General features: G+C 56.2%; 17 protein-coding genes and 1 pseudogene. 11 read left to right on the forward strand and 7 right to left on the reverse strand.

Annotation, left to right across the window (positions count from 1 at the left end):
- The first annotated feature begins 168 nt into the window (after nucleotides 1–168).
- Together DQW91_RS12760 and DQW91_RS12765 are read left to right on the forward strand one after the other, a co-directional pair.
- Nucleotides 169–1,221 carry an NAD(P)-dependent alcohol dehydrogenase gene (locus tag DQW91_RS12760; protein WP_112664028.1) on the forward strand — a complete coding sequence of 351 codons (1,053 nt, stop codon included), beginning with the start codon at nucleotides 169–171 and terminating at the stop codon, nucleotides 1,219–1,221.
- A 79-nt stretch (nucleotides 1,222–1,300) separates the two neighbouring features.
- The gene (locus tag DQW91_RS12765) at nucleotides 1,301–2,350 is read left to right on the forward strand and encodes a PQQ-dependent sugar dehydrogenase (RefSeq protein ID WP_112664029.1); all 1,050 of its coding nucleotides are present in this window, start codon (nucleotides 1,301–1,303) and stop codon (nucleotides 2,348–2,350) included.
- Nucleotides 2,351–2,446: 96 nt separating this feature from the next.
- Here DQW91_RS12765 and DQW91_RS12770 read toward each other — a convergent pair whose 3' ends face one another.
- Both DQW91_RS12770 and DQW91_RS12775 read right to left on the reverse strand, forming a co-directional pair.
- Nucleotides 2,447–2,926, reverse strand: coding sequence for a hypothetical protein (locus DQW91_RS12770; protein ID WP_112664030.1), 480 nt, complete (start codon nucleotides 2,924–2,926; stop codon nucleotides 2,447–2,449).
- A 36-nt stretch (nucleotides 2,927–2,962) separates the two neighbouring features.
- Nucleotides 2,963–3,346 carry a hypothetical protein gene (locus tag DQW91_RS12775; RefSeq protein ID WP_198411863.1) on the reverse strand — a complete coding sequence of 128 codons (384 nt, stop codon included), beginning with the start codon at nucleotides 3,344–3,346 and terminating at the stop codon, nucleotides 2,963–2,965.
- A 300-nt stretch (nucleotides 3,347–3,646) separates the two neighbouring features.
- Between DQW91_RS12775 and DQW91_RS12780 the strand changes: the two genes are divergently transcribed.
- Both DQW91_RS12780 and DQW91_RS12785 read left to right on the forward strand, forming a co-directional pair.
- A complete protein-coding gene (locus tag DQW91_RS12780; protein ID WP_112664032.1) occupies nucleotides 3,647–3,886 on the forward strand; it encodes a helix-turn-helix domain-containing protein in 240 nt (79 codons plus the stop codon).
- Between the two features lie 182 nt (nucleotides 3,887–4,068).
- Nucleotides 4,069–4,467, forward strand: coding sequence for a hypothetical protein (locus DQW91_RS12785; protein ID WP_157961440.1), 399 nt, complete (start codon nucleotides 4,069–4,071; stop codon nucleotides 4,465–4,467).
- A 345-nt stretch (nucleotides 4,468–4,812) separates the two neighbouring features.
- On the opposite strand, the gene DQW91_RS12790 is transcribed toward DQW91_RS12785, so the two are convergent.
- Nucleotides 4,813–5,337, reverse strand: a complete 525-nt coding sequence (locus tag DQW91_RS12790) for a hypothetical protein (protein WP_112664034.1) — start codon at nucleotides 5,335–5,337, stop codon at nucleotides 4,813–4,815.
- A gap of 251 nt (nucleotides 5,338–5,588) precedes the next feature.
- On the opposite strand from DQW91_RS12790, the gene DQW91_RS12795 reads away from it, so the two are divergent.
- The 5 genes from DQW91_RS12795 to DQW91_RS12815 all read left to right on the forward strand — a co-directional run bounded on the left by DQW91_RS12795 (nucleotide 5,589) and on the right by DQW91_RS12815 (nucleotide 9,946).
- On the forward strand, nucleotides 5,589–5,828 hold the full coding sequence (locus DQW91_RS12795; protein WP_112664035.1) for a hypothetical protein: 240 nt from the start codon (nucleotides 5,589–5,591) through the stop codon (nucleotides 5,826–5,828).
- Nucleotides 5,825–6,124, forward strand: a complete 300-nt coding sequence (locus tag DQW91_RS12800) for a hypothetical protein (protein ID WP_112664036.1) — start codon at nucleotides 5,825–5,827, stop codon at nucleotides 6,122–6,124. The genes DQW91_RS12795 and DQW91_RS12800 overlap by 4 nt, the downstream gene beginning before the upstream one ends.
- Before the next feature lie 303 nt (nucleotides 6,125–6,427).
- Entirely contained in the window at nucleotides 6,428–7,681 is a 1,254-nt protein-coding gene (locus DQW91_RS12805; protein WP_112664037.1) for an AAA family ATPase, read from the forward strand.
- A gap of 224 nt (nucleotides 7,682–7,905) precedes the next feature.
- Entirely contained in the window at nucleotides 7,906–9,702 is a 1,797-nt protein-coding gene (locus DQW91_RS12810; RefSeq protein ID WP_157961441.1) for a S8 family peptidase, read from the forward strand.
- Nucleotide 9,703: 1 nt separating this feature from the next.
- On the forward strand, nucleotides 9,704–9,946 hold the full coding sequence (locus DQW91_RS12815) for a hypothetical protein (RefSeq protein ID WP_112664039.1): 243 nt from the start codon (nucleotides 9,704–9,706) through the stop codon (nucleotides 9,944–9,946).
- A gap of 224 nt (nucleotides 9,947–10,170) precedes the next feature.
- Here DQW91_RS12815 and DQW91_RS12820 read toward each other — a convergent pair.
- A pseudogene (locus DQW91_RS12820) lies at nucleotides 10,171–10,380 on the reverse strand (ATP-binding domain-containing protein); the annotation flags it as partial.
- 134 nt (nucleotides 10,381–10,514) lie between these two features.
- Between DQW91_RS12820 and DQW91_RS12825 the strand changes: the two are divergent.
- Together DQW91_RS12825 and DQW91_RS12830 are read left to right on the forward strand one after the other, a co-directional pair.
- Nucleotides 10,515–10,742, forward strand: a complete 228-nt coding sequence (locus tag DQW91_RS12825; protein WP_112664040.1) for a hypothetical protein — start codon at nucleotides 10,515–10,517, stop codon at nucleotides 10,740–10,742.
- Nucleotides 10,730–11,014, forward strand: a complete 285-nt coding sequence (locus tag DQW91_RS12830; protein ID WP_157961442.1) for a hypothetical protein — start codon at nucleotides 10,730–10,732, stop codon at nucleotides 11,012–11,014. Before DQW91_RS12825 ends, DQW91_RS12830 begins: the two co-directional genes overlap by 13 nt.
- Before the next feature lie 457 nt (nucleotides 11,015–11,471).
- On the opposite strand, the gene DQW91_RS12835 is transcribed toward DQW91_RS12830, so the two are convergent.
- The 3 genes from DQW91_RS12835 to DQW91_RS12845 all read right to left on the reverse strand — a co-directional run bounded on the left by DQW91_RS12835 (nucleotide 11,472) and on the right by DQW91_RS12845 (nucleotide 14,200).
- Complete coding sequence (locus DQW91_RS12835; protein WP_198411864.1) at nucleotides 11,472–12,053, reverse strand: toll/interleukin-1 receptor domain-containing protein; 582 nt, start codon at nucleotides 12,051–12,053, stop codon at nucleotides 11,472–11,474.
- 94 nt (nucleotides 12,054–12,147) lie between these two features.
- Nucleotides 12,148–12,765: a TIR domain-containing protein gene (locus DQW91_RS12840; RefSeq protein WP_112664043.1), complete on the reverse strand. Its 618-nt coding sequence runs from the start codon at nucleotides 12,763–12,765 to the stop codon at nucleotides 12,148–12,150.
- A gap of 4 nt (nucleotides 12,766–12,769) precedes the next feature.
- Complete coding sequence (locus tag DQW91_RS12845; RefSeq protein WP_112664044.1) at nucleotides 12,770–14,200, reverse strand: SIR2 family protein; 1,431 nt, start codon at nucleotides 14,198–14,200, stop codon at nucleotides 12,770–12,772.
- Nucleotides 14,201–14,755: the final 555 nt, after the last annotated feature.

Consider the following 14,755-nt stretch of genomic DNA (forward strand, 5'->3'; position numbering starts at 1 on the left):
CCATAGGGCAATCTTGCCGCGCAGACGGGACCTTTGATTGATGAGCCCCGCTCATAAGCCCATGCGGTCCCTGTGGGCTAATACCGCTCCGGTGTCTCATTTAAATACGCCGGGGGAGATGCCTCATAGAGGCCTCTTCGGCACCTGATTCAGAAAGGAAGTGCTCTCATGGTGACGAAAGCCTATGGAGCTTATGCCGGGGACAAGCCGCTGGAGCCGATCGATATCGAGCGCCGGCAGCCCGGACCGAACGATGTCCAGATCGAGATTGCCTATTGCGGCGTCTGCCATTCCGACCTGCACCAGGTCCGCTCGGAGTGGGGCGGCACCATTTACCCCTGCGTGCCCGGTCACGAGATCGTTGGTCATGTGAGCGCCGTCGGCAGCGAGGTCACGAAATTCAAGGTCGGCGACACGGTCGGCGTCGGCTGTATGGTGGATAGCTGCCAGCGCTGCATTTCCTGTGACGATGGCGAAGAGCAGTACTGCGAACACGGCTTCACGGGAACATACAACTTCCCGACCCAGGACGCTCCGGGTCATACCCTTGGCGGTTACTCGCAACGCATTGTGGTCAGGGACAGGTTCGTGCTGAAGGTCAGCCACCCGGCGGAACAGCTCGCCGCGGTCGCGCCGCTGCTGTGCGCCGGCATCACCACCTATTCGCCGCTGCGCCACTGGAATGTGGGCCCGGGCAAGAAGGTCGGCATCGTCGGCATCGGCGGCCTTGGCCACATGGGCATCAAGCTCGCCCATGCGATGGGCGCGCACACCGTCGCCTTCACGACCTCCGAGTCCAAGCGCGAGGATGCCAAGGCACTCGGTGCCGAGGGGGTGATCGTCACCCGCAATCCCGAGGAAATGGAAGCCCATGCGGGCAGCTTCGACTTCATCCTCAACACGGTCGCGGCTAGCCATGACCTTGATGCCTATACGCGTCTCCTGAAGCGGAACGGTACGATGACGCTCGTGGGCGTCCCGGAACATCCGCATCCTACGCCGGACTTTTCCTCGCTGATCTTCAAGCGTCGGTCGATCGCGGGCTCGCTGATCGGCGGCATCGCCGAGACGCAGGAGATGCTCGATTTCTGTGCCGAGAAGGGCATCGTGGCGGATATCGAAATGATCCCCGTCCAGAAGATCGATGAAGCTTACGAGCGCATGCAGAAGAGCGATGTTCGCTACCGCTTCGTGATCGACAGCGCTTCGCTGGCGGCCTGATGATCCCGCGTCGCGCGTTCCACGCGCGCGGCGCTGCAACCACGAACGGCCACACCGACCCCCATCGAAAGGATTCCGGATGAGATATCTGTCCGCCGTCATCGCATGTGCCGCCCTCGCGGGTCTCCCCGGGATTCCTCCAGCCCTCGCGCAGGCCGAAAGCGGCGGATGGTCGATGGAGGTCATCTCTGACGAGCTATCTTATCCCTGGGACATCAATCGCATCGGCGACATGATCGTCCTCACCGAGGCGGTCGGAGCCATCGTCACGATCGAGAACGGTCGTTTAAAGCGATACCCGGTCGAGACCTCTGACCCGGTCGTCCATGACGGAGGTAGCGGCCTCCTGGGCATGGCGATCCCCGACGATTTTCCGACGGGCGGTGTGGCGTATCTTTATCATTCCTACCGGACAGGATCGGGTCTGGCGAACAAGGTTATCCAGGTGCGGTTCGATGGCCAGTCTTGGCGGGAGACTGCCGTTCTGGTCGAAGGCATACCGGGCCATCGCCTCTACAACGGTGGACGCATCGCCATCGGACCTGATGGCCATCTCTATGTCACGACGGGCTGGACGGAGAATGGTGCTTTGCCCCAGGACACTGGCAGTCTGGCTGGCAAGATTTTGCGTATGACGCTCGGTGGCCGGGTTCCACAGGATAATCCCTTCCCGGGATCATACGTCTATTCGTACGGCCACCGAAATCCGCAGGGGCTCGCCTGGAGCGAGACAGGGGAGTTGTATGTCGCCGAGCACGGGCAGTCGGGCCGTGACGAAATCAACCTCGTGCGTGCGGGTGGCAATTACGGGTGGCCACTGGTCTCCGGCGGTGAGACGCGACCGGGCATGCAGCCCCCACTGATCCACTCGGGCAACGAAACCTGGGCGCCATCCGGCGCCGCCTTCCATGGAAGTGATTTGCTCGTGACAGCGCTTCGCGGGAACGGCTTGTATGCTCTCGACAGGGTAGCCGGCGCTCTCAAGCCCATATTCGCGTCCCAGGACCGCTTCAGGGATGTGTTGCCCGTCGGTGACGATCTTTATGTCATCACGACCAACAGGTCGCCCCGGGCGCAGGGTCCGTCGAAGGGTGATCGACTCATGAGGCTGTCACGCCGCGGTGCCTGATGGGTGGGAATAAGCGACCAGGCACCACTTCATAGGCGATGGCGCGACAAACAAAGTCGGCACCAGCCGCTTACCAACCGCTTATATGAGTAACCTTTAATTGGCTCTGTTGGATGCTGAAGGCTGAAGCACTGCTTGAAAACTCGGCCAGAAGAGAATGCATCCGGCGAACCATTTGATGAAGGTAATGCATCCTATGAGAAGAGCCGCAATTCCACCCAGTGCGAGGGTCTGATCGCGGCTCATGACCAAGACGACTCCAAGGGTAAAAGGTCCGAAGGTCCAAAACAGAGAAGTGAGCCACGCATTGAAGATGAGGTTATAGTCAGAAATGATCACCCCGTCGTGCTCCAGTGCGTAGATGAAAAGCCCGCCTTTGCAATGTAGCTTGATCCTGCGGTTCTCCTGATCGATCAGGTGATTCAGTTCCGCCGCGACATTGGTGAAGGCAATGATGTTGGCCACATTGGTGATCCGACCATTGTCGTGACTGATGCGGACATAGGAATACCGCATTCCGCCCAGGGCTTCGACGGATGGGCCATAGCTTTCCAGAGTTCCCTCGATTGTGCGCATGTCTTCTTACCTTAGCTTGGATGAGCTTGTTGGAGATCAATCGCCGATGAAGTTGGCAGAGCCCGAGGCGTGGATGCCTCCGCATAGCCCTAACCGGGCTTGTTCGATTGACAGGTCACCGCCGGTGCCGCGCCGGATGTAGAGGCTGTGCCCTGCTGGTTGGATGATGAAGAGAGTGCCGTCGTCGCGGATCTCGCCGGCTCCCGAGACGGCGCAAAGGACTGCCGCGGCGTTCATGCGATCGGCGACGGTGAAGACGACTCTGTACTGCCGTTTCGCCTTCGATATGGGGATGATCTCGTACCAGCACTGAACCCCTTTCCGATCGCAGGCGACCGAGTACTGTCCAGCGAAGGGATCACGCTTCGGTGCCGCGGTGGCAGGAAGCGAGGTGCCTAAGGCCATTACGCCGAGGACCAAGAGTGATCGGGCGGATGTGAACACTTTCGACCGTAGGGGATGCTTTGAGCGCTGGGTTGCGAGAGGTCGATGGCCGGGGAGGGTGGGGAGCGTCATGCCTATGGGAATCCTTGAACGATCATCCGTGGCAGGCGCATCCCAGAATTGAGCCGACGGCCTCCCGGGACTGCATCCTGAAGCACGCAGACGAGACAGTGGGGATCTCAGCCGTCGGCTGATGGCGACTCAATGTAACGTTGCATGTCGAATATGGATTATTATCCATATATATGGTTGGCAAGATCCGTTTCGAGTTGCTGGATGGATATCCAGCGAATCCTTGCCCGAAACGTGCGCCGCTACCGCCTTGCGGCGGGCCTGTCGCAATGGCAGCTTGTGGAGAGGCTGGAGGAATTGGACGCCGATCTGGGAGTGGATCAGGCGTATCTCTCTCATCTTGAGAATGGGCGGAAAAATCCGACGCTAACGATGCTGGCGCACATCGCCCGGGCGCTGGAGGTCACGGTGGCGCAGTTGGTTGAAGAGCAAAATACTCACTAGAGCTCTGATTCAGGTCAGTCCGACCGGAGGCATTTGGGAGACTGGCCCCATCCGCAGCACGAAAATTTGCATCGTGCCTTGCGCCGGTGGATTCCGACTCCGATGCTGGTGAGTCGCCTGATCGGATGCGGATCGACTTCGTGGTGCGACACTGTAAACGACATCGCCTCCAGGAGGTCACTTTGAGAACTCTCACCTCTAAGGATAAGAGGAACTATCTCAGTTCCACGCAGTGTGATGGTTATTGTATCGCCGGTGAGACCGACGGGCTTACAGGTACAATGGTCGGTGCGATGGAACTCGCGACTGAAATGGGAAATTTGCGCGCTCTTGGAAGAGCCTTTGAGAAACTAGATCCCTGGATCAAGCAAACGCGCGATCCTAGAATCCTGCGCCGCTTGAGGAATTTGACCGCTTTTTATAACCGCGCGCGAGCAGTCGAAGAAAAATGGGGTGAGGGTGCAATGCTCAACCTTTGCCATCCCGAGGTGGTCAGTTGGATCATACAAGGTTTAATAGAGCCGCACCGCATCAGGATGGCGAAAGATTTTGCTAAAAGTGGTCCTCACAAGGAAGCTTAGCCAAGTCTGAACGAGTCAGATGGATCTTCTGGCTCAAGATCGCTTACTTCCGATTCCGCACGATCAAGAGCTGCCAAAAGCGCGCTATCAGCAGATACGAATTTACCGACAACGCTGCCCGTTGGGTCCAAGAGACGGAAGCTGCCGTTTCTGCGATCTCGTTGAACTATGAAGCCTCTTGGTAGACCTGGGACTGAGATCGTCTCCCATTCTTCACCCTGGGTATCGTTCTCTTCATCCTGAGTATCGTTCGTAATTCGCGACATTTCGATCCTTTTTGAGTTGGAACAACGGTGTGCCTTCCTACCGCGTTGATGAATAACGGTGGGGCTTGGCAGTAAGGACTCAAGGCTTGCCGAGCCAGCTTTGCCAATAGGGTTTGATGCGGGCGGCGTGGGGGTCGGTGTCGATGACTTTGCTGAGATTGTCCCAGCCGCGGACCATCACGTAGAAGGCGCCAATGAGGGCCGTGTAGAGCGCGAACTGCTCGCTAAGCGCGAGAGATGGCGGGAGTTGGATATAAAGGTGGTTGGCGGCAACGCCAGCGGCGACGGCACCGAACCCGAGCTCGATGATTGCGTAAAGCGGGCGCATCTTCTGCCGCAGCATATAGAAAGCTAGACCGACGAGAATGGCGGCCCAGAAAACGCCATAAGCACCTAGAGCGGCATCAGACTTCGTGAAGAGGACGCGCAGCGCCAGGTTGAGGTGCCAAGGGAGTTGCAGAGGATTGCTCTCGAGCCAGTTGACAAAGCAATAAGAGGGCAGGCCGGACAGGACGATGCCGATCGCAATGGCTGCAACGGGGTGCTTGTCGAAGAAGGCGCGCCTCACGTCGCGGCTCAATATGGTTTGGGCTTTCTGGAGCATGGCAGAATTTCCACCAGTGATTGCTGTATGTCGTTGATTTACGAAGCGGGCGCTTCCCGCGCAACGAGTTCCCGGCCAGATGGTAAAAGGGGGAGATTTCAGGGGATGCTTTGCTTTGGGCTGGCGGCGTCCGCGCGCTAGTTTCGGACGGCTTGGGCAAGACGGCACTCATCTGTGGGTATGTGCGGCAGGACGCGGCTTGACTCTCTTAGGTGGTTATGTTCTCTATTTGTTCTAATGAAGACACAGCGATGATTCATACGCTCTGGGAGTGTCAGCTCGCCGCGCGCGTTGCGGACGAGGACGCGCTTTCTTTGGCCGTTTTGGAATGGGATGACGAGGGGAATCATCTGGAGCGGGTCCTGTGTCGCTCAGCCAATATGCTGATCGCACGCGCCGCTTTCTCGGAATCCTACCGCCTTTACCCGGGTCAATTTCTGACCCTTCAGCACGGAGTGAGGCTCATCGAAGCAAGAAGGGCAGACGCATGAGTGCCGCTCCCGATATCGCGGCGATTGCCGATGCCTATCTCGAGGCTGTTGGTGGCGATGCGGCTGCGGCGCTCAATCTCGCCTTATCGGACCTGATCGATGCCACTGTTGAAGTGGACCTACGGGCCCGCGCGCTCGATCAATGGGTCTCCCGCGGATACGTGCAGGGGAGGGCGACGGAGCGGTTGCACCGAATCCGGCAAGAGGATGCCGACCGATTTCTTAATCAGCAGCGGGCGTTGTCGGACGGACCAGTGCCCGTCCGAGCATCTCAAGCGTCTGCTCACGGGTCCTGAGACGGCAGCGATTCGCCACGCTGACGTCAAACGCCGGCAACCGCACGAACTGGCTCGCCCGCCAACACACGGCCAATCACTCGTTCGAGAAGATCAAGGGGATACGCCTTCGCCATCTGTGCTGGGCTCCCCCAGCATAGGGCTTGAATCAGGTTAAACCCGGCAAGGGAAACCCAAAGCCATTCAATGTGAAATGATCGCGCTCTAGGGTCTGGACCCAAGCATTGGTCTGGTCTATGGCAACCAAATATACCAAAGAACGTTACCTCAGGGCGGCATTTTGGTTGTCAGCGGAGGCCGATAATGGCAAATTCGACGCGGAACATGTTGCCTGGTAACAAGAAAAAGGTTTCCGGGCATTTGGCTTCGGGGGGCGAAATGAACCGAGATGTGCTTCAGCCTAGCTATGCTCCTGATCTGCCGGAGAATCCGCCTTCTCTCGGGAAGTGGTTTGCCGACCTGGTAGACGTTGCTCTCTCAGGTAATCAAGACGCAATCCGGCACATTGGAAGCCTATTCGCCCGTGAGTATCGTGGACCAGACAGACGTGAAGTCCAAGGTAGGATCAGTTCTGCGATGCAACGCAGATTGGTGTCCCTCAATGATGTGCGTTCTGTAAGTCAGCTCCCAGTCGATGGGAAATCAAGGGTTCCCCTCGTTGAAGAGCAGCCTTGGCCGCCTATACCGCTTCTGCTGGGCGAGCAGGCCGGGGCTGCTTTGTCTCGCTTTGTTGCAGAGGCGGCAAATTCTAAACAGCTTTCTGAGGCGGGCCTTGGCTCAAGATTAAACCTTTTGCTTTCTGGGCCGCCGGGCACGGGCAAGACATTCATAGCTGGGCATATTGCTGCGCGCTTAGGTCTCCCATTCCATATCGTCAGATTGGATACAGTTGTATCATCGCTTTTAGGAGATACGGCAAAGAATATACGTGCTTTATTTGAGTTTGCATCAAATGGCCCTGGATTTTTATTTCTTGATGAGGTCGACGCAATAGCTAAGCGTCGCGATGATCAAAGAGAGCTCGGAGAAATTAAGCGTGTCGTTAATACACTTATTCAGGGACTTGACTTAATCCATGACAGAACTGTTATTGTAGCCGCTACTAATCACGCTCATTTGCTTGATCCTGCAATATTTCGGCGCTTCCCTTATCAAATTGAGGTTGGTTTGCCTGAGCTTGATTTGAGGGAGGCGCTATGGCGTCTTTATTTGAACCATGCCGAGGATTGTGTTGAAACGGCTATTTTAAGTGTAATTTCTAAGGGGTTGTCTTGTTCTGATATTCGAGAGCTGGCTATAGCGGCGCGGCGCACAGCAGTACTTACAGGTGACGGCATAGACTTCGCAGGCTTGGCTTGGGCTGTGATCGGTAGCCGTGAGGGCAAGTTGCACATGCCGCCCGTTTCCAATCTAGAGCCGGAAGCCAAAGGTATCCTCCAAGAGCGCCTTCGTGACGACTACGAATTAACGTTTGAGAAAATCGGGCGGTTGACTGGCGTCAGCAAACAGGCTGTCATTGCAACTCTGAGGCGTAGGAAGAACGTCGACAAAGAGTAAGAGGGGCCCTGTAGGTGCGTGACGTCCTAGTAAACCCATTGCTTCGGCTACGAACTACCCCTATCCGCCAGGGGATTACTGGTCGTTCAAAGGATGCGAGTAAGATCAAACCTGACGTATACCAACGCCGACGGCAAGGCCTCTTAGAGAGTCTTGCTGCTATAAAAGACGCGCCTGAAACGGCGGCGGCAACACACGGTGACAGGGTTTTGCTTTGGGTAAAGATGGATAAGGCTTCCCAGGCGACCACGCACACACCTCACGACCTATTCGACCCAAAAGTCGGAACTCATCTGATTGCGGCCTGGCGAAATGGCTATATCGTTGAGTTTGCAACTTCTGCTTTCGATCGGGTCCAGAGGCGTCTCCAGAATCCATCGACCGATCCTCAGCGCTGCGATATCTTTCGGATTGAGTTCGCTGATTTGTTCGCAAATGTGCTGAAGGATGCCAGTCGCATCGAGACTGCATGGTCTTTAGCTTCGGCAGACGAAAGCGGTCGCCGCACATTCAATGTTCGATTGCCGGGTTTTCTATCTGGCGAAGCCCAGTCTTCCGTTATCGAAACTTTAGCTAGATTTGCTCGTGAAGATCGCGTTGCCTTGCCAGCGTTTGCCGTTCGTGGTGACCTATTGAGCTATGAGCAGGCTGCCGAGGCTCGTGCATGGCTTCCAGCATCTCGTTTTACTGAGGGTGCAAGAGCTCTCTCACAGACCAATCCTAGCTTGCCAGTCGGGATCAGAGACAATGATGTTCTCCACCAGTTGGTAGCTTCCGGAGCTATCGTTCGGTGGGAACCGGTTGCCCCCTTGCGTCCGACAAATCCTGGTGTTGGACCAGAGCCCGAACTTGAACTGCCCACACTTGATGAAGAGCCGATCGTTGGTGTCATCGACGGCGGGTACCATGCTACCCGCTACCGTGGTGCTATGGCTTGGGAAATGGAGCCATTGGTACCAGACGGGTTTGCCGCTCGTGCGCATGGCAATAAGGTCGCGTCCATTTTAGTAGATGCGCATCTATGGAGTAACCAGCTTCAGCTTCCTCAGCTTCATTGCCGGCTCGGGGTAGTTCAAGCGGTTCCTGATGTAGGTATCAATTTCAGCATTCCAGATCGCGTATTGCTTAACTACCTTGAGCAAGCCTTTATTGAACATCCAGAGACGCATGTGTGGAACTTATCCGCTAACTTTAATCGCGAGTGTGATGAGTACGATGTAAGCGATTTAGGGCACGGTCTCTCTGAGATCTCTCGCCGCCACAACAAACTCTTAGTCGTATCCGCTGGTAATCGTTCAGAGACAATCCGGCTCGCCCCACCTGCCGATTGTGAAGCTGCTATAATTGTCAGTGGCCGAACGCATGACGAGAATGGAAACCCTTCTGAACCATGTTCTTTGTCACGCGTAGGTCTTGGCCCTGAGGGCATGCTTAAACCAGAAGCAAGCTGGTTCTCTGAGCATAGAGTTTTAGGGGGCGGTACAGATCGCGGCACGAGCTTTGCGGCGCCGTTGGTCTCTCGGCTTGCCGCACACACTTGGAGCAATCTTGCAGATCCGTCGCCTGATTTAGTTAAAGCTCTGTTGATCAGCTCCTGTGATCTGGACGCGTATAGCCACGAGATGGGGTTTGGTTCGCCAGTCCGACCGGAAATGCCTTGGATTTGCCCGTCCAACGTAGCGGTAGTTGCTTGGACCGCTGATATAAGCGCCTTGCAGCGATACTACTGGACAGGAATAAGAGTGCCACAAAGCCTAATCCAGGACGGAAGGTTTGTCGGGCGTGCCAAAATGGTGGCGATCCTCAGCCCAGTCACTCAGCTGGACGGCCATCATTATATTTCTACGCGCCTAGGGGCAGGTCTCCAGTACAAGAAGCAAAGGCCAGAAGGTGGCTTCAGAAATATGCCAATGCTTGGATCTTTGAACCCAAATGAGAGAGCTAGATGCACGCGTTCTCGACCACAAATGGGATCCCGTACGGGTCTATTCAAAAGAATATACAGCAAACAATGGACCTAGATTGGCCGGCCCACAACCGGAGCTTCAAGTTTACGCCCGGATGTTCTGGCGCAATCAGTTCCAGTACAGCGACGACTTCATGCGGCAGCACGAGGCACAAGTAAGTTTCGTAGTGATGCTCGAGGCGTTAGACTCAGGTGCGGACACTTACAACGAGTTCAGGCGTATTATGGCGGAAAACGTCGAGAGCGCGCTTGTTGCTCAGGAAGTCGAAGTTGAGACGGATAGTGATGATGAAGGTTGAAGGCTCCTGCGTGACGATGCGTGGGAAGTTTTCGGGGAATACATCCTGATTGATGACTGAGCGTCTCAGGTCAGGGGGCGTGCTGTGGACCTTGCGTTGAACAATGAGGAGCTTAGCTCCTGCGGGCAATCTAAAGGTAGTTTCGACACGTTGCCGGATCCGGTAGCAGGCTGCTCCCGACCTGCGATCTGATGCTTGCGCGGCTTGTCGGTCACGGTCGTTCCTCAGGGAAGGAGATGGCACGGTTGGATTTCAGGCGTCATGATCGTCACCGTGTGCCGAGCGCGGGTGGCGGCGACGTGGAGGTGGAATCGGGCGGACCGTTCGCCATCGGCGCCGGGTCTTTGGATGTAACGCGAGAACAGGCCTTCGAAGACAATCACCTCGTCGAACTCCTTTCCCTTCGCTTTGTGAATGGTCATCACGATGACGCCCTGTTGCGGGCGGGTGGATCGCGCGGAGTAGGGGAGAGATCAGGCTCTCGAAGCCGATGATATGACCTGGATCATACGGTCCGGGCTCGACGCGCGATAACACCTGGGCATCACAACCCCAGTTTCCCGTGATCATGACCCGTATCGCCTTCCTCGCCCTGTGTCTTGTCGGCTCATCTGCTCCGGCCCTGGCCCAGCATCAGCATGCCCCCGCCGCCTCGTCCTATGCCGGCCTCGAGACGAGGGCGGTGAAGGCACTCTCGGACCAGCAGGTTGCGGACCTGAGGGCCGGACGCGGTATGGGCTACGCGCTTGCGGCTGAGCTCAATGGGTATCCCGGCCGACCCACGTGCCCGAATTGAGGGAGCAACTCGAACTGACGACGGAGCAGCGCAGCCGCATGCAGGAACTCTTCGAGACCATGAAGGTCGAGACGATCCCGATCGGTAAGCGGCTCATCGCGCAGGAAGCAGAACTGGATCGGCAGTTCTCCGAACGCACAGTGACGACCGCGATCCTCACTTCCGCCTCAGCGGCGATCGGAGCGACGCAGCGGCGCTTCGGAGCGCCCACAAGCTGCGTGGCTACTCTTAGGCGGAGTAGCGGGCTGATCGAGCTATATCGCCCGCAGTAAGGCCACACATTGGGCGGCCTTTCCTTTGTGTTGGCTGTTGAGGTTTCGAGGCTGCCTCTTGAGTGCGGCAGCCTTTGGCTTCATTTGAGCGCACTACGCGGTGAATCTGACCAACCTTTGTGAGCGTCCTCATCCCGTGGTCGTGATCTGGAACCTAAGCATGTTGTCCCCGCGCATAATATTGCGCTGACGCTAACGGAACAGATCCAAACCCACCAGTGCTTAGGGGTTGCCGAGCTTGAGGCGGGTCGCATCGGGCCAAGACATATCGGGCTACAGCGTAGAATCGGCGGTTTATGGCGGGCCGAGAACGATGAAACGGAGAATTACGTTTGCGCTTCCCGTCCATTGCCCTCGTTAATCTTCTCCGGGTAGATCGAGACCGAAGGCAACCAATGCCGACATTCATCAAGCGGACATTGGCTCCTGTCGAACGCGGCGCACGGGTTCGAAGCGATCAACTCGTCTTACGGAATGCTCTGGGATCGCTGACCCAAGTGGTCCATCGCTGAGATGCCGAACTGCTCTTGTTAATCCACATCTCGTTGGTTGTGTCCCCCTCAGCCGGAGCCTCGTCCAAATATGGATAGATACCGAGGTATTCTTGACCCTCATAGCTTGTCTGACGGTTTTGCGTAACGGGGAGTATCGCTACGGCGCCGTTGAAGCCGTCGAAATAGCCCAGTTCCCAAGGCATCCATTTGGAAGATCCGGAATTTGTAGTATGCACGTAGACGAGTGACTTGCACTGGCGCATTCGCATCCGAATGACTTCCGCGTTTGCGGCGGTGACATTGCTTCTGTTCAATTGCGGGTCTTCCAACCAGTCGACGTAGACCGTTTTGCCATAATCCTCCAGAACACCCTTCACACCCAAAATGATCTCAGCGTCAGAAGTTGAATGACTGAGAAAAATGTCGAAGCTGGTCTTGGTTTTCGCCGTAGCGACCTCCTCCTTAAGAACGGTTTTCGCCGTTCTCAATATTCCAACCTTCCGCTGCGCGCGCTGACGTATGCGGTTTTCCGTGAACGTGGACACCGGTTCCCCCTACATTGTCTGATCGCGATATTGTCGTCGGTCGCGCTGCTCAGCAGGATCATGCTGCTGCTGGCAGGAACTTCAAACTCTGCGCTCAAATGAGTGCTGGTGCGTTGTTTGAGCGCATCGGCCGTGAAAGGTCATACTCGCAGTGAGTTCGACCATCGTAGGCAGCATCAATCATCGTCACGAGATTGTTCAAATTTCCCGCGATGCGATCCCACGTGGTCACGGAAACCTTTGCCTTTGGGGCCAGTAAGTTATCGATGATGCGGGCAGGAAGGTATGGGTAGCGCCGTTCATATTCCGCCCGGTCGCTGATGGTGTTCCACGAGATGCAATCAGGATAGACGGTGGCCTTCTCAACTTCGTGCGCAGCCGTCCAATATGTCGGATTGGTGGACGGAAGTTGGACCACAAGGACACCGGATTGCTTATTGACCGCTCCATCGTACATGCTGGAGTATATTTCCCAATCGACATGCTTTCTTCCTCTGGTTTCCGTGCCGACCAGAACGATGGTAACGCTTGAACCTCTGAGATAATCATCTCGAATGATCCGACGGATGCTTTCGGTTGGAAGATTGTCGTTAACGTCGTTCGTATCAACAGATACGTCGATGAACAGGCCGTATTGGTCGGCCCATTGTTGTAATTGGTTCTTGGCCCACTGGTCATTGGCGTGATGGTAACTGATGAAGACTTTGTGCATCGGGTTACCTGATTTTCCGGGCAGCGGCCGCGAGTTTTAAGATTGGGTCGATCAGTTCATTGAGATTCGCACGTGGCTCGCGCAACTCCTTCAGCGCACCGAGCAGAGCTGCATCTCCGTTAGCACCGTCTCCAATCCAACGGTCGGCTAATTCAGCGGCGGCATAACCGGTGGCACCTACAGGAATACAGGTCACACCATGTTGTCGGGCGATTTCAAACTCGCGGATCATGCCGTCGGCGACGACGGTTTCATCGCCGACCTTCTTGTTGCCAAACAGGAACAATGCGATGCCCGCTGACGAAATTATGTCTTGGCGGTAGGCTTCCCAAACTTCGGTCCGCTTCGCCTCATCGGCGATGTATTGCGGAAAGGGTCGCATCAGCATTCGATCTTCGATATGCCCCTGGTGGTCTGCGTAAATCGCTTCAAGTGCGCCCGTGAACAGGGCATTGCCGACGCCGAGGCCCATGCCTGTCGCGACGCGAAGTTTGGCCGAGATCAAGGCCGAACCCAAAGTCCGCATAAAGCCTGTAACCGACGGTTCACCCCATGGCGCGAAGTCACTCGCGCTCGACGAGACGAAGATCGTCCGGCTACGGTATTGCCGTTCAATCTCGGCCAGGATGTCGGTAATCTCGCTATATTCGTCGACCAGCAATGGGCGAATGTTGAATCGCTTCAGGTCTTCGAGCACGAGCGCTTGTCGAATTTTTCCATATTCAAACTCAGCGTCGCTTTCATCGATGCGGCGGGTGCGGTTCCGAAAGATGGCGTAGTGACGGCGTTGGTTGGTTTTGTACGTGATCCGCACCCGAGCCAGCACCTGTTCAAGGTTCGGGTCCGTAAAACTGAATCCGGCGAATAAGAAGGATTTCGACACAAGATCGCCTGCCAGCGCGTTGATGAACGCTCCACGGTCACTCGCGTAACGCTCGTAATCATCGCGCGTAGCGACTGCTTCATCTGGCCGGTCAACATCCCCATGCATCTTGTAAACGATGGCATCGCGGCGGGGCTGCGTGTTCGCCAACTGCGGTACGGCCCATTTGACATCAACAATCTTGCCTGCGTCTCTTAACGCAGTCTCGATCAGCTTGTCGTAGTTGGTTGTCCAGTAGGTCGTGATGGGAAGCCGCGCTAACAGTCTGTGATTGGTGGTGGGCGGGTTATTTGCCGAGAACGCGTTGACGATAGCCGTGTGAAGAGCGTGCCGGTTCTGGTGGTTCGCGTTCACATGAAATTGCGCCACCGCAACGAGATCGGACTCTTTGTCAACGTCGAGATGGAGTTCTTCGGCTAGCGGTCGGACCAGGTTCGCCCAATCCACGAATCCGGCAGGAGCCGACAGTCCTGCCCCGGCAAAGATCGCTGCGTTACCTGCCTCGATTTCCGCAAGAAAACTGGCAACAAATCCCTTTATGTCATCCCGCATCAATCGACTCTTCTCTGGTCGTTGGTCTTACGGTCTGGCAAATAGGAAATATCGCCCCCGTCCCCTCGCAAAACATGGCTGTGCTGGCCCAGATATTCAACCTCAATCGCTACAGTAAGCATAAAGTAGAAGCTCATCTCCGGACTTCCGACCAAGCCAATTGCTTAGTCCGTATGTCCTTTGGGCCCGATCCTTCAGAATCGAGTTGCCGCGCGGAAGTCGCGCGGCCTCGAAGTCTGGAGGGTTCATGGAGAAGAACGTTCCTGCCAGCCGTCCATAAGAAAGGCCGCCCGAGAGGCGGCCTTTCGTTTGCGTCGTTTGCGGAAGTTTTCAAGCTCTTCAGCACGTACGCGCGCTTGATAAGTGGGATCTTGGCTGGCTTTCAGAATTTTGTTCACGTGAACAGAACGCTGGCATCGAACGGCAAGCAAGCCTGGCACATGACCTGCATCCCAGTAAGCGTATTCCTCTCGAGGCCCCCAATTTGGCGAGAGCTGCCATCCGGCAAAACGAAGCCCCCGCCTCATTAGGTGAGGCGGGGGCTTCGGCTTCTTT

Origin of the sequence: Microvirga flavescens (assembly GCF_003290125.1) — a bacterium.
Lineage (GTDB): Bacteria > Pseudomonadota > Alphaproteobacteria > Rhizobiales > Beijerinckiaceae > Microvirga > Microvirga flavescens.